A 21,084-nucleotide genomic window follows, 5' to 3' on the forward strand; every position below is an offset into this window, starting at 1 on the left:
CTATCAAATACAGTTCATTTTATTTATGTACCCTAAAAAATTGAAATACGATTATTTGTCGGGTTCAGCCGGTAAGTGCAAAGTGTATATGGGTATAAGGTATAAGGGAATAAGTGGTTCTGCTGTACCTTATACCTTATACCTTATTTCCCTATTCCTTATCTGCTGCACTCCTGCTCTCATACCACCTATTGAAACGGATGTAGTTGTTGCAAAACAGAAATGGAGCGATGCGTCTCTGTCTCAACTTAAAGAAGGGTATACGCTGTTCAAAATCAAATGCAGCAAATGTCATTATCTGTATCGCCCGAATAAATTCTCAGAAGAAAAGTGGCATAAAATGATTCCTATTATGGGGAAAAAAGCAAAACTGGATTCTTTACAAACTATGCTGATAACAAAATATATTCTCACAGCAAAAGAAACAAATTCCTTCACGAAGAAATAACACACTCTCCCCTATTCTTCTTACTTTCGCGCAATGATTTTGATAGCTGACAGCGGTGCCACCAAAGCCGACTGGAGATTCATAGATAAAGACGGAACTATTTTTTCTTTTTCCTGTGCCGGATTGAGCCCGCTTTTCTGGACAAGCAGTGAAATGGCGAATGAGATAAGCAGAAAATTCACAAAGAAGATCAAGTCGCAAATCACAAGCGAGAAGTCACACATCTGCTTTTACGGAACGAGTTGTTCAAGCAGAGAGCGAATAAGAATCGTTCAGATTGCTCTCAAAAAGGTTTTTCCAAAATCCACAGCCGACATCAATCACGACATACTTGCTTCTGCACGAGCGCTGTTGGGAAATAAGGAAGGGATTGCCTGTATTCTTGGAACCGGTTCCAACTCCTGTTATTACGATGGAAAAAAAATTACCCATATAAAAGGAGGATTAACCTACATCCTGGGCGATGAAGGAAGCGGGGCGCACATAGGGTTGGAATTTCTCAAGGCATTTCTGAATAACGAACTGCCTGAGAAAGTCCATAAAACATTCCTGAAAGAGTATCGTTTAACCAAAGACAAAATCTTTGACGCTGTTTATCAAAAGAAATATCCCAATCGTTTTCTTGCTTCGTTTGCAAAATTCATTCACGAGCATATTGAAGACCCGTTTATAGCTAAACTGGTGAAGCAATGTGTTACTGAGTTTTTTGAAAAGACCATCTGTAAATATGAAAACCACATGAATGTTCCTGTTGGATTTGTCGGCTCCATTGCTTCCAGCTTCAAAAACATTCTTCATACTATTGCAAAAGAAAAAGGAGTAACGATAAATAAAATCATTTCAAATCCGATTGACGAATTGGTAAAGTTTCACTTAAAAGAAAAGTAAAATGAACTACATTCTTTTTGACGACTCGCGGGAAAATCTTTTTCCGCTCACACTCACCCGCCCTGTTTGTGAAATACGGATTGGCATTCTTACAATTCGGGAGAAATGGGAGAAATACCTGGAAGCAAAAACTTCTACGTTAACAGAAGATTATCTCAGTAAAAAATTTCCTCTCAAAGAATCAAAGCAAAATATTTTAATCAACGGCTCCGTCTGCCCGAATCAAAAACTGGTAAAGGACATTCTGGCTCTTAAATCAGGAGAAGCGTTATTCAGCGATGAAACACTCGTTGCCATAAATTCTTCTACTTCTGATACAACAAATTATAAAAACAGGAAAGAAACAAAGGCATTTTCTCTTTATATAAAAAATCTGTGGGACATCTTTCAGAAAAATGGCAAAGCGATTGAAGATGATTTTTACCTGCTCAGTTCAGGAAAGAAATCTCAGAAGATCAGTAAAACAAATTCAATAATCAATCCGAAAAATATTTTTCTGGCGAAGGGCGCGAAGGTTGAATATTCCATTCTTAATGCCAGTGCTGGACCCATTTACATAGGGAAAGATGCTGAAATTATGGAAGGATGCATGGTGCGCGGACCGTTTTCCTTGGGAGAAAACTCTCAATTAAAAATGGGTGCTAAGATCTACGGTCCCACCACAGTTGGTCCTGCATCAAAAGCAGGAGGCGAAATAAATAATTCAGTCATCTTCGGATACTCCAACAAAGCGCACGATGGATTTCTCGGTAACTCTGTGATTGGCGAATGGTGCAACATTGGCGCTGACAGCAACAACTCTAACCTGAAAAATAATTACATGCCGGTGAAACTCTGGAATTATTCCCAGGAAAAATTTGAAAGCACAGGCATGACTTTCTGCGGGCTCATCATGGGCGACCACAGCAAATGCGGAATCAATACCATGTTCAACACCGGGACAGTGGTGGGCGTGAGCGCAAATATTTTCGGATCAGGATTTCCGCGCAACTTCATTCCTGATTTTTCATGGGGAGGCGCAGGCGGCTTTTCCACCTACAAACCAAGCGATGCAATTGCAACCGCACAACGGGTTTATGAACGCAGAAACAAAAAGTTTAACGATATAGAAAAAGAAATCCTGACGAAAGTGTTTGAAATGACAGATAAATTCAGGAGATAGTATATTTGATTGATTTTATACTTTTGTAAAATATCAAATTCTTTTATTATTTTTGAGTTATGGATAAAATTGGTTACATAGAAATTCGAATCTCAGGTTCTAAAGGTAATTTGAAATTAACTCCTGATAATTATGATATTCGGGAAATCAGGACAATTTTAGACAGTGCCGAAAATCTTCTTTTCCCTAACGAAAAAAAAGACAGACCAACTGTAAGTTATATGATTGAAGAAGGGTCAGTAAAGCATATTTTCAAAACATCAATTCAATATATCATTGGCTTTAATGCTATTCTTGGACAAGTAAGTAAATCAAAAAATATAGATTTCCTTGACTCTCCTACAGCAAGAGCTATCGAAGAATTTCAAGATACGGCAACTAAAAAAAATTATTCTTTTTCAATTAGAACCTCTGTTGAAAATTCTAATGAAGTGCAAGTTGACAGGACAACTAGTTTTTATAGAACCGAAGCAGTTTGGGCTGATGCAGAGTTTTATTTTTATGGTAAAGTTACTAATGCTGGTGGAAAAGATAAAGCTAATATCCATATTGTTACAGATGATTTAGGAACAATAAGAGTAGAAACTCCCATTCCCTTTCTTGAAAAGCAAGAAGAAAATCTTCTCTATAAAACTTTTGGGATTCGCGCAATAGGCAAACAACATTCTGAAACTGGAGAAATTGACACAGGCACATTGAAATTTATTGAGTTGGTTGAATATCATACAAAATACGATGAAAAGTATTTAAAAAAACTTAGAGATATGGCAAAGAAAAATTGGTTGAGTACAATCAATCCAGATAAATGGTTAAAAGATTTAAGGGGAGGATATGATGCATAAAGCAGTTTTACTTGATACGAGTTTCTTTCTACGTTTTTTGAATGACACAGATCCGTTATTCAAAAATGCTGATGGCTATTTTCGTTACTTTCTTCAAGGAGATATTGTAATGGTGGTTTCGACAATTTCTATTGGTGAATATTGTGCTGGAGGTGACATCAATGAATTACCTCTAAAGAATCTTCAAATACTTCCTTTCAATCTTGACCATAGTAAACGAACGGGAGAGTTTGCAAAAATCGCTTTTTACAAATAGAACTAAATTAAAGTTACGAGAGAGGAATATTATTCCAAATGATACAAAACTTTTTGCACAAGCAGACATTGAACTCGCCATTGAATTTTATCTTTCTTCTGATGCGGAAAGTTTAAAAATTTATAAACTTCTTAAAGAGCATACTAATCCAAAATTTCAATTCATAAATCTTAATACTCCACATTCGGAAACATTTGGAATTCTTGATCTTAAATAATTTCCACTTACACATGTCATCTATTCCATTGCTTACAAATTAAAACGCCATTATGTCGTAATATTCTCCATGGCACCATACTTGCCTTTCAGCCACCAAACAATAGATATTTAATTTATGTCACATATATTCGATAACGAAAACCTGAACCTGAGCCCCATCATTGAAGATGACGCTGAACTGATTCCGCTTCTTAGCACAGAAGATGAGGAGCAGATCAACTCTGAAAAATTCCCCGAGGCGTTGCCCATTCTTCCACTTCGCAACACGGTATTGTTCCCAGGCGTGGTGATTCCCATCACCGTTGGGCGCGATAAATCCATCAACCTCATAAAAGACGCTTACAAAGGCGATAAAACCATTGGTGTGGTGGCGCAGAAGAACGACAAGACCGAAGACCCAACGATTGAAGAGCTGAATAAAATCGGAACGATTGCTTTCATCTTGAAAATGTTTCGAATGCCTGACGGAAACACAACGGTTATCATACAGGGAAAACGCAGGTTCGAACTCAAAGAACTTACGCAGACCGAACCTTATCTGAAAGCGAAGATCGGTGAGTTCAAGGAAGCGAAACCCGCTACGGGCGATAAAGAATTTGACGCGCTGGTTGGTTCGCTGAAAGATATTGCACAGCAGATTATAAAAGGTTCTCCGCACATTCCATCAGAAGCATCGTTTGCTATGAAGAATATTGAGAGCCCTTCGTTCCTTATTAATTTTATTTCTTCCAACGCGAATATTCCTGTTACGGAAAAACAAAAACTCCTGGAAGTTCCGAACCTGAAAGAGCGCGCTACGCATTTGCTCACACACCTGACGAAAGAATTACAAATGCTTGAGCTGAAAAATCAGATTCAAAGCAAAGTGAAAGTGGACCTTGACAAACAACAGCGGGAATATTTTCTGCATCAGCAGATAAAAACTATTCAGGAAGAGTTGGGAGGAAATTCATTTGAACAACAGGTGGTAGAATTGAAAAAGAAAGCCGAAGGAAAAAAATGGAGCAAAGAAATCGCGGAACTTTTTGACAAGGAAATTAAAAAGCTGGAGCGCATTAATCCGAATGCTGCCGAATATTCAGTGCAGACAAATTATCTGGAAACGCTCGTTGATCTGCCTTGGAACGAATACACTGAAGATGTTTATGATTTGAAGAAAGCGCAAAAGATTTTGGACCATGACCATTTCGGTATGGAAAAAATAAAAGAAAGGATTCTTGAACATCTTGCCGTTTTGAAATTGAAGAACACCATGAAGTCGCCCATACTTTGTTTGGTGGGACCTCCGGGTGTTGGAAAAACTTCTCTCGGAAAATCTATTGCTGCCGCGCTCGGAAGAAAATACATGCGCGTTTCTCTTGGAGGATTAAAAGACGAAGCCGAAGTTCGCGGTCACAGAAGAACTTATATTGGCGCCATGCCTGGAAGAATCATCAAAGGAATCCTGAAAGCAAAATCTTCCAATCCTGTTTTCATGTTGGATGAGATTGATAAAGTGGGCAATGACTGGCACGGAGACCCTTCCTCTGCCCTGCTGGAAGTTTTAGACCCTGAACAAAATAATGCTTTCCACGATAACTTTATTGAAGTAGATTATGATTTGTCGAAAGTGATGTTTATCGCTACAGCAAATACACTACAAACCATTCAGCCAGCGTTAAGAGACAGAATGGAAGTTATTGAGATGACCGGATATTCCGTAGAAGAGAAAATAGAAATCGCAAAACGCTACCTCATTCCAAAACAATTTGAAGAGAACGGAATCAAAAAGAAAATTAATATTCCGGATAAAGTATTGGAAAAAATAATTGAGAACTACACGCGCGAATCAGGCGTGCGCGAACTGGAAAAGAAAATCGCAAAGGCAGCACGCCACACCGCAAAGAAAATTGCGATGAACAAAAAAATTTCTCCCACCATCAGCGAAGATGATTTAACCACCATGCTGGGTCCTGCCCATCCGAAAGACCGGTATCAGGATGCCGGCACTGCCGGTGTTGTAATCGGACTTGCATGGACTCCTGTTGGCGGAGATATTTTATTTATTGAAACAAGTTTGAGCGCTGGAAAAGGAAAACTCACACTCACCGGAAATCTGGGGGATGTAATGAAAGAATCTGCCACCCTTGCTTTGGAATATTTAAAAGGGCACAGCGACTTATTAGGAATTTCACCCGAACTATTCACTACTAAAAACATTCACATACACGTACCCGAAGGCGCAACACCCAAAGACGGACCTTCAGCGGGCATTGCCATGCTCACCGCTCTTACATCGGCATTCACCGGAAAGAAGGTAAAAAAGTTTTTGGCCATGACGGGAGAAATTACCTTGCGCGGAAGAGTGCTTGCCATCGGTGGGGTGAAAGAAAAAATTCTTGCCGCCAAGCGTGCTGACATTAAAGAGATAATTCTTCCGGAAGAAAACCGCAAAGATGTGGAGGAAATCAATAAAGAATTTCTCAAAGGACTCACCTTTCATTATGTAAGCAATATGATGGATGTGCTGAATATTGCGCTGCCACTGAAGAAAGTTTTTGTGAATTAATATGCTCAACACACTTAAAAACATCTTCGGATTTGGACCAAAGGTCGATTATGCTCAATTAGTAAAAGACGGAGCCATTATTTTAGATGTTAGGAGCAAAGGAGAATTTTCCGGTGGTCATATTAAAGGTTCAATAAATATTTCCGTGGATCAGCTCAGCAACCATCTGGATAAATTAAAAGACAAGAACAGAACCATTATCACCTGTTGCGCTTCAGGCATGAGAAGCGCTTCGGCAAAAGGGATTCTTAAATCAATGGGCTACCAACATGTTTACAACGGTGGCGGATGGAGCCGTTTGCAAAGTAAGTTGTAGGATTCCGGGCAAAAGCTGTTGAGAAGACGAAGAAAACCCCAGCCTAAAAATTATTTACGCGCATTGATATTTAACTATCTTCGGCCCCGTTGGATAAAAAAAATCCACGAGGGTAAACCCCGTAGGATATGAAATTAATCCAACGGGGTAAACCCGATTAAAAAATTTATCTATGGGAATGAAAGGAAAGAAAGGAGGAGGAAGACCGCCCAGCAAACCCATCGTATTCAGAGATGGATTTTATATTGAAGTGCGCAACCGCGGAACTGATCCCGGCTCAGGAATAAAGCTCAGAAAAGAAACTAAAGAGGAAATGATAGCGGCAGTGCAGGAATACCGCAAGACAAAACTTGTCATTATTCTTGGCGAATACAAAGACGGTTTGCCTACCGGAAATAAATAAGTTATTTAACAACAACCTTTATTGTTTTTTCTTCTGACAGAAATTTCAGTTTGAAGAAATAATTTCCTGAAGAAAACTTATACGGCACTTTATAAGACGAGCATTGCGCAATTTGAGAAGTGTATATATTTCTTCCTGATACATCGAAAACCGCCAAATCGTACTTTCTGTTATTCAAATCATAAATTTCTATTTCGCTGCCACTGGGGTTCGGGTAAACCCGGGCAAAGATATGGCTGCTTGATAAATTATTTTCTGATGAAGCGATTAGAGAAAGTGATTCTCCTCTGAAGAATATTTCATTGTTGGGAGTGCGTCTGTCGCACCAATCAGAAAACAGAGTATTGCTATTCAGCCCGACACCAATAAAATCATTTCCTCTTTGTATGTTAATGAAAGGCGAAGGAGCTGAACTGAATTGGTAATTGGGAAAGAAACTTATTCCTCCATCAGTGGAAACCGCTGTGAATACTTCAAAAGAATCCTGCGAGCTCGTTCCAAAATTTCTCCGGTCGCGCCAGGCGATGGCAAAAATTCCGGAAGAAGAAAAGGCAGACCATGACATATCCTGCCCCACACCATTGCCCATGGCATCATCATTCACGCGCTGCACTGCGCTCCATGTGATTCCTCCATCAACTGAAAACTGAGATTCAATATCAGGGTCTCCGTTGCGCTGGTCTGTAAATTGCAAAACAATATTGCTGGCGTTAGCCGGATTTGCAGAGAGCGAATAACTTCCCTGATAGAGTGTGTCTGTGATAGCAGCATTAGCAGGATAATTCTGAGTGGGATAAGGAATAAAAGAATTTCCCCCATCGGTTGATTTAATGCAAATGGTTCGTGCGAAGGGGCTCAGGCTTGGCACGTAAGAAGGATAGGCAACATACAGCGAACCATCTGCTCCAACGGCAGGAGTTCCCATGATGTTTGTCAATCCGACAGGAATGCTGTCGTCAAGCTGTTTGATGGGCGTCCAGGTGCTACCGCTGTCAGATGAAATGCTGAGCCATATTTTGTGAGGAGGAGTTGCGGCAAAATAACTTTTGCTGACCAGATACAATCTCCCGCTGTAAGTTCCGCTCGTGTAATCGGCAGCAATCCAGGGGCGGTCAACGGGTAAATCAGGAGAGTCAGCAGCGCTCACTGCATTTACAGGACTGCTCCATGAAACGCCTCCGTTAGCAGAATTCACTATTCGCACAAAGCCAGAATCAAGAACCAGTTTGTAATCTACATAACTAAGAAAAGCAGTTCCTGAATTATTAAATGTAATGGAAACATCGGCAGAAGTAAAGTTAGATGACATGTGAGGCAGTATGTTTTGATTCCCCCATGTGATTCCTCCGTCAAAAGAGGCTTTTGTGCAGATGGAAAGCTGCGTGAAAGAAGTTACGCGCATCCATGCCGCAATAAGATTATTTCCATTGGAGGGATTTACAGCCAGATAGGGTTCGGTATCTGAAGTAGGAAAGTTTGAAATATTCATATCGCTGGACTGAGAGAATAAAAGCGGAATAAAGAATAACAGATGCAAAGAGAGTGAAAATATTTTTTTCACGATGATTGGTTTGGTAATGAGATATAAAATTACGGAGATAAGTTACTCCTTTATGTTACGCAGAAATCCTTTTTAAAAAATATTCAATATTCAATATTCAATGTTCAATATTTCAATTAGCACTTATGTGCCTTTATTCTTTTCAGCAGTTTTGATACTTTTTCCAATTATGGCGATTAATTCTTCAGTTTCTTTATAGATTTCAGTAAGCTTAACAGCCGGTTTAATCATTTCCTTTTTCCGAATTATTTTTAATGCAGAACGACATTCTTTTAATTCTTTAAGAACGACAGCCAGTTTATGGATAAAATCGTCCCTTGATTCAGCTGCTTGAGCCTCTCCATAATTAAAAGTTGGAGAATGACAAGATTTAATTAATTGCCCGGCAATATAGTTTCCTGCCCTTGTTTGAGGTAATGCTTCAACAACATCAATCATTCTACATGTATAGTTAACCAAACGATCTTCTATATCATATTTTTTCTGTTCCATACTTCAAAAGATAATTCTGTTGCGAGTAACCATTGAGAACTGAGAATTGAACATTGAATATTGAACATTTTGCGTAACATAAGTTACTCCTTCTATTTTTTCTTTGGAGGGACAGCAATTCCGCCTTCCGGCATCAGCATAATATTTTTCTCTATAAGTGGTTTGAATGAACTCTTATCCAGTATCTGAATTGTTTCGCTGTACTTGTCATAGCCCGGAATCTCAGTATTGATGATGAATTTTCCGGGAGGGAGAATGATCACATACCTGCCTGAATTGGGATTCGGCATGTAGCTTCCAAACTCATCGCCCGTAGAAAAATCAGTAACAGAAATGAAAACGTGCGTGGAATCAACCGGCTTGGAAGCATCTTTACTCATAACTTTTCCGGTAATAACCGTGTAGTCAGGATCCACATCTAAAAAATCTATACGGTAAATATCCATGTCGCCAAAGCCATCTTTTTTACGGGCAGATATGTATCCGAATTTTCCGGTGGAAGAGATGCGGAAGTTCATATCATCTTCAGGGGAATTTATCGGGTATCCGATATTTTTTGCTCCTGAGAATTTTTTATTTGTTTCATCCCATTTAGCCACAAAAATATCATAGCCCCCCATGCTGGTATGACCCATGGAGGAAAAGAAAATCATGTTTCCGTCAGGAGAGATATTTGGAAAGTCTTCGTTGAAAGGAGTGTTGATCTCTTCGCCTAAATTTTGCGCAGGACCCCATCCTCCGGTAGGCAATCTTCTGCAAACATAAATATCTGAACCGCCAAAGCCGCCCGGACGCGTGCTGGCAAAGAAAATGGCGTTGCCGTCAGCAGAAATAGAAGCGGCAATTTCCTGCCCGCGCTGAGAATTTATCTGCTCATCAAGCAGAATAGGTTCTTTAAAGTTCCGGCTTTTATCCGCCTTTGAAATATAAATATCGCCCGAGCCCTGAAAGTCGTCATGATAGATTAAAAGGTAATCACCGCTGCCGGAAAGCCCGATGGCTTCTTCTTCTCCTTCTACGGAGTTAATCACCCTGCCGAGCAGTTTCGCTTTTGCATATTGACCATCTTTTACTTTTGAAAAATAAATATTTGACCCCCATGAGCCGTCAGGATACTGCCAGGCACCGCTCTCGGGGCGCTTTGAATTGAAAATGATAAACGATTCATCAGAAGGAACAAACGGGAAATAATCAGGATACTCAGAGTTAATATTCTTGCCAAGGTTTTCAAATGAAACATTCACCGGAAATTTCATCAGCTCTTTTGAATTGAGGCAATACTGCACCTGCATTTCAACATCCTTGAGGTTTTCAGAACTGCCTTTACCATCCTTCTTGTAGGCGTTCAAAATTTTTATTGCGTCATCAAATTTATAAGCATACTGATACGCTCTGCCTAAAAGATATTTTGTTTCAGGTTCGACAGCGCTGTTCTGAATTTTTTCGAAGTAGGAGATTGCCTTTGTTTTATCAATATCTGTATTGAGGTAGCAAACGCCAATGCGGTAATTGTACTTTTCATTGCCGGCATCTTTTTTTATAAGGACGAGGTATTCATCGAGCGCGCCCTCAAAATTGCCATTCTTAAAATTTTCTTCGGCAAGTTTTATATCACCGGTGGCTTTGGGTTTCTTTTGGGCGGGCTGGGCGAAGCAGTGAACAGCAAACAGTAAACAGCAAACAGTAAACAATGGAGGGAATATTCTGAAGCGCATCTTAATTATTAAAATGGAGGCAAATATATATGAAAAACATATTCGCGGATGAAAATACGATGAATGTGTCAAAATGCTTTATTCGTTCAAATCACTTTTTAACCCCTCTTAATATCTCACTATGTCTTTTCAAAAATGTTCTACTTTTGCAGGTATTCATTAAACCAAAAAACATGTTAAGAAACTCCTGTGTGACGGCAGCAATTTTTGCTTCTCAAATCATCAGTTCGACAGCGCAGGACACGGTAAAAGTTTCTACGCTGGCGGGGCTTGACTTTACTGCCGAAAAACTTTATAACAGCGGCATCATCAAGTTTGCGGCAAAGGATTACAACGGGGCAATGACTGATTTCAACCAGGCGATCACGCTGAACGAAAATTTTGACAAAGCGTACTATAACCGCGGCATCGTTCGGTTTGAAATGAAAAACATAAACGGAGCGATTGACGATTACAACCATGCGATAAAAATAAATGATTCCTGCTCGGATTGCTACTTCAGCCGCGCGCAGGCAAAATATGCCATGGGAAGCAAAACAGGAGCATCGGAAGATTATGGAAAAACAATTCAGCTTAATCCGAACAACGCGCAGGCGTATTATTACCGTGGCGGAATTCTGTTTGAGATTCAGGAATACAAAAGCGCCATAGAGGATTTTGACAATGCAATAAAACTAAAGCCGGATTATGCCTACGCTTACAACGACCGCGGCAGTTCAAAGCGAGAACTGGAGGATTATACGGGCGCAGCATCTGATTATAAAAAAGCAACCCAGTTGAAACCGGACATGGCGTTTGCTTATTCCAATCTCGGCAGCATGCTGCGAAAGAAGGGAGATTCAAAAGGCGCTATTGCCGCTTATGACAACGCCATTAAAACAAAAGAAAGTTTTATTGCCTACAATAACAGGGGAAGCGCGCGTTTTGACGCGGAAGATTACAGCGGAGCTGCAGATGATTTTTCTAAAGCCATCAAGCTGAAAAATGATTATGCCATTGCCTACAACAACCGGGGCGCGGCAAAATTCAAACTGAAAGATTACAAAGCCGCCATTGAGGATTATGACAAAGCGATTTCCTATAACAGCAAATACGGCTATGCGTATCTGAACCGGGGAATGGCGAAAGAACTTATCCGGGACCAGCAAGGCGCCTGCAAGGATTGGGAAGCGGCTGCAAACCTGGGAATTGACCAGGCAAAAAATTATTTGCAGGATTGTAAATAAAATTTAATCACATCGCATAAACAATAACATGAAAAAAATAATTTTCGGTATCAGTGTAATCATTTTTTCCTGCATCGGTGTAATCGCTTTTACCCAAAACGTGGATTTCACCAAAGAAAATTTTTCGGGAAAAGAGGAAGGGCTCAAAGACGCGCAAAGCGCCATCAAAAAAGGCGATGAACTTTTCAAGGCGGGCGTACATTTATACAACCGCGCTCTTGAATTCTACCTTAAAGCAAATGATTTTAATTCTGAAAACGCTGAGCTCAATTACAAAATCGGTGTTTGCTACCTCTACTCTTCTTTCAAGCAAAAAGCTGTTCCTCATCTTGAGAAAGCAAGGAAATTGAATTCGGAAGTGAACGACAAGCTGTATTATTATTTAGGTCGCGGATACCACCTCGCCATGCAGTGGGATAAGGCAATCACTAATTTCGATGAATACAAAAAGAGGATTGCAGGAAGCGAAGAAGAAAAAACTTCTGACGCTGACAAAAAAATTCAGGAATGTAAAAACGGAATTGAACTAATGAAAGACACTTTGCGCATGCGCAAACTTCCTGATTCGCTTCGCTATCACATAGTCAATATGGGCGCTGAGGTTAATTCTCAGTTCCCTGATTACCGCCCGGTGATTTCTGCCGATGAGTCGGTTTTGATTTTCACCGCGCGGAGAGATAACACTTCCGGGGGAGGAGTTGACCCCTATGATGGGAAATATTACGAAGACATTTATATTTCCAACAATGAAAAAGGGAATTGGACAGAGTCGAAAAATCTTGGCGACCCCATTAACACTTCCAACCGCCACGATGCCACCTGCGGAATTTCAGTTGACGGGCAAACGCTTTTCATTTACTTAGACGACACGTATACCGGAAGCGGAAATATTTATGAGTGCAAACTGGACGGGCACAACTGGTCAGAACCCAAAAAACTTCCGAGCACCATCAATACCAGATACCATGAATCTTCGGCAAGTTTATCTCCCGATGGGAAAACACTTTATTTCTGCAGCGAGAATCCGCTTGACAACAAAGGGCTGGGGCTTCATGACATTTTCAAATCGGCAAAGGATGAGAAAGGCGAATGGGGCGCACCGGAAAATCTGGGTGATGTAATCAACACGGAATATGACGAGCGCACCGTGTTCATTCATCCTGACGGAAAAACGCTTTACTTTTCTTCACAGGGGCACAACAGCATGGGAGGATTTGATTTATTCAAATCGGTTTATAACGATTCGCTCAAAAAATGGTCTGCACCCGTGAACCTCGGCTATCCTGTTAATTCGCCTGATGATGACGTTGACTTTGTTGTTTCTGCCAGCGGCAAACACGGATATTATGCAACCATCCGCCCCGATGGTTTTGGAGAAAAAGATATTTACAGAATCACGCTGCCTGCCGACACCACTGTTTATCTCACGCTGGTGAAAGGAAATGTTACGGATGAAAGCGATAATCCTGTCGGCTCTAAAATTGAAATCATTGACATGAAAACAGGAAAGCTTGTTTCCACACAGGAATCAAACAACGCGACCGGAAAATTTCTCGTCTCGCTTCCTTCGGGAAAGAATTACAAAATGAAAGTGACTGCCAACGGGTATTTCCCTCACGAAGAAGTTTTCAATATTCCACGGGGAGAAAAATTCAAAGAACTGGATGTAAATATCAAGCTCAAGCGCAAAGAACAGATTGTGGATATTGAAGGAACTATTGTGGATGAAAAAGGAAAAGCGCTCAAAGCAAAAATTGAAATTGTGAACAACGCCACAGGCGAAGTGATTGCACGCACCACTGCCGACCAGTTGGGAAAATATTTATCAAAACTCAAAGGAGGAAAAAATTACGGAATGACGGTGTCGGCTGACGGATACCTTTTCCAATCCATCAACCTCGACATTCCTCCTGACAAAGACAAAATGAAGCTTCCTCCCATTGTCCTGAAAAAAATCCGGGCAAATGCAAATATTGTCCTTAATAATATCTTTTTTGATTTTGACAAAGCATCGCTCCGCCCCGATTCAAAACCTGAATTGCAGCGCGTTGCAAATGTTCTGAACGATAACCCTTCGATGAAGATTGAAATCTCAGGACACACCGATAACAAGGGTTCTGCCACTTACAACCTGAAACTTTCCGAGTCACGCGCAAAATCAGTTATTGATTATCTTATTGCAAACGGAATTGAAAAGGCAAGATTGTCGTTCAAAGGATATGGATTTCTGAAACCCATTGCATCCAATGAAACAGAAGAAGGCAGACAGCAAAACCGCAGGACGGAATTCAAAGTAACCGCCATTGACGAAAATGCAGTTGCCACTTCTTCTTCCACTGAAACCAGTACCACCACCACGCAAACACAAAATACATCAACACAAAACACAACAACAGAAACTACAACTGCCGCAAAATTACCAGCCGAGATTGCGTCAGCTGATAAAAACAATGACGGAAGAATTACCGCTGATGAAATTGTAGCCGTGATTGACGGATTTTTTGACGGAGCCAATGACTACACAACAGAAAAAATTCATCACCTGATTGATTTCTTCTTTGAACAATAGAAATCTACGAAAAACGAAATCATACGAAAAATACGAAATGAAAAATCGTTTCAGATTGCAGGGTTCAGGTTTTAGATTAGTTTGCATTTTCATATTTAATTTTTCATTTTTAATTTTTAATTCTGTTTTCTCCCAGTCCATACAGGAACTGGAAGAAAAATTAAAAACCGCTTCTGCAGAAGAGAAGCCCGGCATTCTCAACCAGCTTTCGGAAGCCTATCTCAAAACAAGTTCCGACAAAGCGATTGACTATGCAGAACAGGCGATGAAAGCTGCTAAAAAGGCAGGCGATGAAAATGAAAAAGCAGGCGCACTGCTTCATCTGGGCAACGCCTATAGCGTTCAATACAATGTGGGAAAAGCGGTTCAGAATTATAAAGATGCAATTAAAATTTTTGACGCTAACAACCAACCCGCCAGTTCTGCGTATATCTGGAATAAGATTGGAGACGCTTACTCCGGTTCACAGCAATATTCCGAAGCCATTGACGCCAACTCAAAAGCGCTGGAGCTTTTGAAAAAAGTAAATGATAAAGAGGGAATGATAAGCATAAACATAGAAATAGGGGATGTTTATTTTAAGCAGAAAAAATACGAAAACGCTCTCCCTTATTATCAGCAGGCGTTAAAATTATATGAAAGTTTAAAAGACATAAGAGGACAGGCAAAAATTCTTCATAAAATAGGAGTAACTTGCAATAACTGGGGCAGCTATGATGAAGGTTTTATTTTTCTCAACCGTGGCTATGAACTCGCCAAGAAAAATAATCTCAACTCCATTGCTAACGAAATACTTCCCGCCCTTGAAATTGCAAAAAAGAATCAAAGCGAGTATGAAAAAAACAAATCGGATTTCGTTCAGAAGAAAGAAAAGCTAACACAGGAGCAGATAAAAACAAAAGAACTGGAAATCAATTCTCTTTCTGCAGAGAAAATTAAAACCATGGGAGAAATTGAAAAACTGAGTTCCGATGCGCAACTAAAGGAATTGAAAATTAAAACTCAGCAGGAAGAAATCATCCGCAAGCAGATGGAAACAGAATCGCAGACCAAAGCAAATGAACTATTAAAAAAAGAAGGGGAACTAAAGGAATCGGAATTAAAAGCACAAAAATTAGTCATCTGGGGGGCAGTGGGGTTTTCTATTCTCGTAGTTATTCTTGCTTTTTTTGTATTCCTCGCATACAGAAATAAAAAGAAAGCAAACGAACTATTGAAACAGAAAAATGAAATCATCTACAAGCAAAAAGAACAGATTGAGCAGAAAAATATTCTCATCACCGACAGCATTGATTACGCGAAAAACATTCAGGATGCCATTCTTCCTCCTGCAGGTATGCTTTCACAACATTTTCCGCATTCATTTATTTTATACAAGCCGAAAGACATAGTGAGTGGTGATTTCTATTGGATGTACGAAGAAAAAAGCAATGACAATTTTTATATTGCGGCTGCTGACTGCACAGGTCACGGAGTTCCCGGAGCATTTATGTCACTTCTTGGATTTATCATGCTTGATGAAATTGTCAGGAACGTGCACGTTACTCCTGCTGAAATATTAAAAGAAGTAAACACGCAGTTAATGGACATGCTTCATCAAAACATTGAAAACACTACTGGGAAATTCGGAATGGATATTGCGCTGATAAAATACGACAAGCTGAGCAAAGAAATTATTTATGCCGGTGCGCATAATCCTCTGATAATAATAAACAACGGGCAAGTGAATGAAGTAAAAGCAGATAAAATTTCTATTGGAACAACTACCAGCTGTTCCTTCACCAACAATACAGTTCAGGCAAAAGAAGGTGATATGATTTATCTTTATTCGGACGGATACCAGGACCAGATTGGCGGTGAGAAAAGAAAAAAGTTCCTGGCGTTTCACCTAAGGGAACTGTTACAGCAAATTCATGCGCTTGATCCTGAAAAACAAAAAGAAGCTCTTGATAAAAAACACAATGAATGGCGGGGCGCCACTGAACAAACAGATGACATTTTGATAATCGGATTAAAAGTTTAATGATTATGAAACAAAAACGAACCCTGCACATCATCGGCATAATAAGCATTTTCTTACTCTCAGCCATTCATCCTTCCGCTAACGGGCAAAATGTAGAATTCGAAAAAGCTAATTTTCCTAATGACAAGAACGGATTGAAAGCAGCCAAACGAAATATTGAAGAAGGAGACAGTTATTTTCAAATGGGGCACCAGATGTACAATTATGCATTGCCTCTTTATCTGAAGGCAGATACTTTCAATCCCAAGAATGCCCTGCTCAATTACAAAATAGGAGTTTGCTACATCTTTTCCCCTTATAAGCAAAAAGCAATATCCCATCTGGAAACATCTTATCAGCTGAATCCCACTGTTGCTAAGGATATTCACTACTACCTTGGCAGGGCGTATCATCTGGATATGGATTGGGACAAATCCATCAAAGAATATCAAACTTACAAAGCAGATGTATTGAAGCCGGAAGATAAAGAAGACCTGGATGACGTGGATAAAAAAATCACCGAGTGTAAAAACGGAATTGAGCTGGTAAAAAATCCTGTAGAGGTAATTATCAGCAATGTGGGCACTGAAATAAATTCGCCCTATCCCGATTATCATCCTGTCATCTCTGCAGACGAATCGGTTATGATGTTTACTTCGCGCAGAGATAATACTACCGGTGGAGGCATTGAGCCGGGCGACCAGATGTATTATGAAGACATTTATATTTCAACCAACGAAAGCGGGAAATGGTCTCCTGCAAAAAACATGGGCAAGCCCGTGAACACAGAGAACCGCCATGACGCAACGCTTGCCTTAACAGCAGACGGGCAAAAACTTTTTATCTATCTTGATGATACAAGGCAAGGAAGCGGAAATATTTATGAGTGCCAGCAAAAGGGCGCTCTTTGGGAAAAACCGGAAAAGATGAGCGACATGATTAACACACCCTATCACGAATCCTCCGCATCGCTTTCTTCAGACGGAAACACCTTGTATTTCGTGAGCAACAAAGAAGGAGGATTGGGCAAGCACGACATCTACCGTGCTGTATGGGATAAAAAAAAGAAATTATGGAAACCTGCAGAAAACCTTGGTCCTGTAATCAATACTCCCTATGAAGAATATGGCGGTGTGTTTATTCATCCGGATGGAAAAACTCTTTACTTCAGCAGTCAGGGACATAATTCCATGGGGGGCTTTGATATTTTCAAATCAGTCTGGAACAAAAAAACAAAGAAATGGTCAAAGCCGGAAAATATGGGTTATCCGATAAACACTGCCGATAATGATATTGACTATGTGGTGTCGGCAAGCGGCAAGCATGCTTATTATTCTTCTTTCAAGGCAGACGGTTACGGGGAACAAGATATTTATAAAATTTCTTTTGGAAAAGAAGAAGAAGCAGCCACTGCCAAAGTAACCATTCTCAAAGGAACCATCTTTGATGCTTTGACCAAGGAACTGCTTGAAGCAGATATTGAACTTGTTGATAACCGGGCAAATCAGGTTATTGCCACATTTAAATCCAATAGCGCTACCGGAAAATACCTTGTCACACTTCCTTCAGGAGGGAATTATGGCATTGCGGTAAAGAAAGAAGGGTATCTATTTCACTCCGAAAATTTTGACATCCTTGATACTGCCGCCTACAACGAAGTGGTGAAAGACATTGAGCTAAAGAGCCTTTCCGTTGGAAGCAAGATCGTGCTAAACAATATTTTCTTTGACTTTGACAAAGCAACGCTGCGCCCCGAATCCACCTCCGAACTCGAACGCCTCACTCAACTGATCACCGATATTCCTACTATGAAAATTGAAATTGCCGGACATACCGACAGTAAAGGAGAAGACGACTATAACCTGAAACTTTCACAGTCGCGCGCACAGGCAGTGGTGGACTATCTTCTGAAAAAAGGCATTGTCAAAAACCGCCTGGTTGCAAAGGGCTATGGCGAAACAAAACCAATTGCAACAAATGATACCGATGAAGGCAGGCAATTAAACAGAAGAACAGAGTTTGAAATTTTGAGTAAATAGTTTGATGAGCTTATCATGAAAACGAATATCTAATCTTAATAATACATGAAACCTATTTCTTTTTTCTTGCTTCTGTTCCTATTCCGTGTATCTCTTTTTTCACAGAATGTTGAGTTTGAAAAAGCTAATTTCCCCAATGATAAAAGCGGACTGAAAGATGCAAAAAGAAATATTGATGATGGAGATTCCTACTTTAACAAATCCCAGAAAGAAGGATACCGGCTGTACAATTTAGCCCTGCCTCTTTATGTCAAGGCAAATAATTTCAATTCTAATAATGGCTTGCTGAATTACAAAATCGGAGTTTGTTACCTTAACTCCGCCTTTAAACAAAAAGCGCTTCCGTTTTTAGAAAAAGCATACAAATTAAATCCCACTGCAGGAGAAAACATACGCTACTATCTTGGGCAGGCCTATCAGATGAACATGGATTGGGATAAAGCAATTCAGCGTTATCAGGAATACAAAGCAGCTATTAAGCCGGAAGACCAAGCATCCAAGACAGATGTTGAGAAAAAACTAACTGAATGCAGAAACGGAATCGAACTGGTAAAAAACCCGGTGCTGGTTTTCATTGATAATGCCGGCACTGAAATAAATTCTCAATATCCTGATTATGCCCCCGTAATTTCTGCCGATGAAGCGGTGATGATGTTTACCTCAAGGAGAAATAACACTTCCGGGGGAGGCATTGATGAAAATGACCAGATGTATTATGAAGATATTTATATCTCAAACGGTGAAAACGGCAATTGGAGCATGGCGAACAACATGGGCAAACCCGTTAATACAGAAAACCGGCACGATGCAACCGTGGCTCTTTCGGCAGACGGTCAAAAACTTTTTATTTATCTTGATGATATGACCCGCGGCAGCGGAAATATTTATGAATGTGATTTGAAAGGCACTTCATGGTCTAAACCCGATAAATTAAATGATAACATCAACACAAAATTTCATGAATCATCTGCTTCGCTTACTGCAGATGGAAACACCTTGTACTTTGTGAGCAACAAAGAAGGCGGATTTGGCGGGCATGATATTTATAAATCTGCCTGGGATCCTAAAAAACAAAAATGGATGGAAGCCGAAAACCTCGGACCCATTATCAATACTCCCTATGAAGAATACAGCGTGTTCATTCATCCTGACGGAAAAACTCTTTACTTCAGCAGCTGCGGACATAAAACGATGGGCGGGTTTGATATTTTCAAAACCGTGTGGGATGATAAAAAGAAAAAATGGTCAATGACTGAAAATGTGGGCTATCCGATAAATTCTTCTGATGATGATGTGGATTTTGTTCTGTCAGCTAACGGAAAGCACGCCTACTATGCTTCTTACAAAGCCGATGGGTATGGCGATAAAGATATTTACATGATTACGTTCATCACGCCAAAAAATCCGGTGCTGAATACGGAAGATAATCTTCTTGCAAGTTTAACAGAGCCCATTAAAGAAACAGTTATCGCGAAAGAAGTTGCGGTGCCCATTACACAGGTTTCAATTTTAAAAGGGACCATTTTTGATGCAGTGACCAAGCAGATGCTTGAAGCAGACATTGAACTGGTGGATAATCAGCTGAACCAAGTAATAGCTTCGTTCAAATCAAACAGCGCCACAGGAAAATTTCTCGTATCACTCCCTGCCGGAAAAAATTACGGCATTGCCGTGAAGAAAGAAGGATACCTCTTTCACTCTGAAAATTTTGACATCCCCGCTTCTTCCGGCTCTCAGGAATATGTAAAAGACATCGGGCTGAACAATATCGCGGTGGGGCAAAAAATTGTTCTCCGGAATATTTTCTTTGACTTTGATAAGTCAACCTTGCGCCCTGAATCAACGGCAGAACTGGAGCGATTGATAAAACTCATGACCGATGTGGGCACACTGAAAATTGAAATTGGCGGGCATACCGACAGCAAAGGCGCTGACGATTACAACATGAAACTTTCAGCCAGCCGCGCCCAAGCCGTGGTGGATTACCTTGCCTCTCACGGAATTGATAAAGGCAGATTAACTTCTAAAGGATATGGCGAAACAAAACCCATGGCTGCAAACGATACGGATGAAGGAAGGCAGTTGAACCGCAGAACGGAGTTTGAGATTAAGAGCAAGTAAATTATTTTTGCATGATTACCGCTGCACATACACTATTCCTTAACCACTTTCCCATGATAATTATCTTTTGAGGTTTTAAGTTCGATGAAATAAATTCCTGCGGGCTGAGAAGACAAATCAATTTGAGAATTTGAAAATGAGTTAATTTGAAAATGAGCAGGCACTTTTTCTCCGTACATATTATATATTTCAATGTCTTTCATTTTCAAATTTTCAAATTGGCTCATCTGCACATTAAACACTCCGCTCGTGGGATTAGGATAAATCGTACATCGTG

At 40.2% G+C, this 21,084-nt stretch carries 16 protein-coding genes and 1 pseudogene; 13 read left to right on the forward strand and 4 right to left on the reverse strand.

The window, feature by feature from the left end; translation table 11 throughout:
- Positions 1–25: 25 nt before the first annotated feature.
- The 8 genes and pseudogenes from HY841_02365 (at position 26) to HY841_02400 (ending at position 7,082) form a co-directional block, all read left to right on the forward strand.
- On the forward strand, positions 26–448 hold the full coding sequence (locus HY841_02365; protein MBI4929579.1) for a hypothetical protein: 423 nt from the start codon (positions 26–28) through the stop codon (positions 446–448).
- A 33-nt stretch (positions 449–481) separates the two neighbouring features.
- Positions 482–1,336, forward strand: coding sequence for a hypothetical protein (locus HY841_02370; GenBank protein ID MBI4929580.1), 855 nt, complete (start codon positions 482–484; stop codon positions 1,334–1,336).
- A gap of 1 nt (position 1,337) precedes the next feature.
- Positions 1,338–2,498: a GlmU family protein gene (locus tag HY841_02375; protein ID MBI4929581.1), complete on the forward strand. Its 1,161-nt coding sequence runs from the start codon at positions 1,338–1,340 to the stop codon at positions 2,496–2,498.
- A gap of 59 nt (positions 2,499–2,557) precedes the next feature.
- Positions 2,558–3,340 carry a hypothetical protein gene (locus HY841_02380; protein ID MBI4929582.1) on the forward strand — a complete coding sequence of 261 codons (783 nt, stop codon included), beginning with the start codon at positions 2,558–2,560 and terminating at the stop codon, positions 3,338–3,340.
- Positions 3,333–3,813: pseudogene (locus HY841_02385) on the forward strand (hypothetical protein). The gene HY841_02380 and the pseudogene HY841_02385 overlap by 8 nt, the downstream one beginning before the upstream one ends.
- A gap of 117 nt (positions 3,814–3,930) precedes the next feature.
- Positions 3,931–6,363, forward strand: coding sequence for an endopeptidase La (lon, locus tag HY841_02390; GenBank protein MBI4929583.1), 2,433 nt, complete (start codon positions 3,931–3,933; stop codon positions 6,361–6,363).
- A 1-nt stretch (position 6,364) separates the two neighbouring features.
- Entirely contained in the window at positions 6,365–6,679 is a 315-nt protein-coding gene (locus HY841_02395; protein ID MBI4929584.1) for a rhodanese-like domain-containing protein, read from the forward strand.
- A gap of 178 nt (positions 6,680–6,857) precedes the next feature.
- Positions 6,858–7,082 carry a hypothetical protein gene (locus HY841_02400; GenBank protein MBI4929585.1) on the forward strand — a complete coding sequence of 75 codons (225 nt, stop codon included), beginning with the start codon at positions 6,858–6,860 and terminating at the stop codon, positions 7,080–7,082.
- A 1-nt stretch (position 7,083) separates the two neighbouring features.
- Here the strand turns inward: HY841_02400 and HY841_02405 are convergent, their stop codons facing one another.
- From HY841_02405 to HY841_02415, 3 genes are all read right to left on the reverse strand, one after another.
- A complete protein-coding gene (locus tag HY841_02405; protein MBI4929586.1) occupies positions 7,084–8,643 on the reverse strand; it encodes a T9SS type A sorting domain-containing protein in 1,560 nt (519 codons plus the stop codon).
- 123 nt (positions 8,644–8,766) lie between these two features.
- Entirely contained in the window at positions 8,767–9,135 is a 369-nt protein-coding gene (locus HY841_02410) for a four helix bundle protein (protein MBI4929587.1), read from the reverse strand.
- Between the two features lie 92 nt (positions 9,136–9,227).
- A complete protein-coding gene (locus tag HY841_02415; protein ID MBI4929588.1) occupies positions 9,228–10,850 on the reverse strand; it encodes a PD40 domain-containing protein in 1,623 nt (540 codons plus the stop codon).
- Positions 10,851–11,041: 191 nt separating this feature from the next.
- On the opposite strand from HY841_02415, the gene HY841_02420 reads away from it, so the two are divergent.
- The 5 genes from HY841_02420 to HY841_02440 are packed head-to-tail and all read left to right on the forward strand — an operon-like array spanning position 11,042 to position 20,807.
- Positions 11,042–12,076, forward strand: a complete 1,035-nt coding sequence (locus HY841_02420; GenBank protein ID MBI4929589.1) for a tetratricopeptide repeat protein — start codon at positions 11,042–11,044, stop codon at positions 12,074–12,076.
- A gap of 28 nt (positions 12,077–12,104) precedes the next feature.
- The gene (locus tag HY841_02425; protein ID MBI4929590.1) at positions 12,105–14,645 is read left to right on the forward strand and encodes an OmpA family protein; all 2,541 of its coding nucleotides are present in this window, start codon (positions 12,105–12,107) and stop codon (positions 14,643–14,645) included.
- Positions 14,646–14,682: 37 nt separating this feature from the next.
- A complete protein-coding gene (locus tag HY841_02430; protein ID MBI4929591.1) occupies positions 14,683–16,668 on the forward strand; it encodes a tetratricopeptide repeat protein in 1,986 nt (661 codons plus the stop codon).
- Between the two features lie 5 nt (positions 16,669–16,673).
- Positions 16,674–18,686 (forward strand): OmpA family protein, encoded by a 2,013-nt coding sequence (locus HY841_02435; GenBank protein MBI4929592.1) that lies wholly within the window; start codon positions 16,674–16,676, stop codon positions 18,684–18,686.
- A 45-nt stretch (positions 18,687–18,731) separates the two neighbouring features.
- Positions 18,732–20,807 (forward strand): PD40 domain-containing protein, encoded by a 2,076-nt coding sequence (locus HY841_02440; protein MBI4929593.1) that lies wholly within the window; start codon positions 18,732–18,734, stop codon positions 20,805–20,807.
- A gap of 32 nt (positions 20,808–20,839) precedes the next feature.
- Here HY841_02440 and HY841_02445 read toward each other — a convergent pair.
- Positions 20,840–21,084 (reverse strand): T9SS type A sorting domain-containing protein (locus tag HY841_02445; GenBank protein MBI4929594.1); only part of this gene is annotated, 245 nt, incomplete at its 5' end.

The organism is Bacteroidota bacterium (assembly GCA_016213405.1).
Taxonomy (GTDB): Bacteria; Bacteroidota; Bacteroidia; order Palsa-948; family Palsa-948; genus Palsa-948.

What these genes read in the sequence shown, in the direction of transcription:
- HY841_02365 (MBI4929579.1), top strand. Translation starts at nt 26, where the DNA reads ATGTACCCTAAAAAATTGAAATACGATTATTTGTCGGGTTCAGCCGGT.
- HY841_02370 (MBI4929580.1), top strand. Translation starts at nt 482, where the DNA reads ATGATTTTGATAGCTGACAGCGGTGCCACCAAAGCCGACTGGAGATTC.
- HY841_02375 (MBI4929581.1), top strand. Translation starts at nt 1,338, where the DNA reads ATGAACTACATTCTTTTTGACGACTCGCGGGAAAATCTTTTTCCGCTC.
- HY841_02380 (MBI4929582.1), top strand. Translation starts at nt 2,558, where the DNA reads ATGGATAAAATTGGTTACATAGAAATTCGAATCTCAGGTTCTAAAGGT.
- lon (MBI4929583.1), top strand. Translation starts at nt 3,931, where the DNA reads ATGTCACATATATTCGATAACGAAAACCTGAACCTGAGCCCCATCATT.
- HY841_02395 (MBI4929584.1), top strand. Translation starts at nt 6,365, where the DNA reads ATGCTCAACACACTTAAAAACATCTTCGGATTTGGACCAAAGGTCGAT.
- HY841_02400 (MBI4929585.1), top strand. Translation starts at nt 6,858, where the DNA reads ATGAAAGGAAAGAAAGGAGGAGGAAGACCGCCCAGCAAACCCATCGTA.
- HY841_02410 (MBI4929587.1), bottom strand. Translation starts at nt 9,135, where the DNA reads ATGGAACAGAAAAAATATGATATAGAAGATCGTTTGGTTAACTATACA.
- HY841_02415 (MBI4929588.1), bottom strand. Translation starts at nt 10,850, where the DNA reads ATGCGCTTCAGAATATTCCCTCCATTGTTTACTGTTTGCTGTTTACTG.
- HY841_02425 (MBI4929590.1), top strand. Translation starts at nt 12,105, where the DNA reads ATGAAAAAAATAATTTTCGGTATCAGTGTAATCATTTTTTCCTGCATC.
- HY841_02430 (MBI4929591.1), top strand. Translation starts at nt 14,683, where the DNA reads ATGAAAAATCGTTTCAGATTGCAGGGTTCAGGTTTTAGATTAGTTTGC.
- HY841_02435 (MBI4929592.1), top strand. Translation starts at nt 16,674, where the DNA reads ATGAAACAAAAACGAACCCTGCACATCATCGGCATAATAAGCATTTTC.
- HY841_02440 (MBI4929593.1), top strand. Translation starts at nt 18,732, where the DNA reads ATGAAACCTATTTCTTTTTTCTTGCTTCTGTTCCTATTCCGTGTATCT.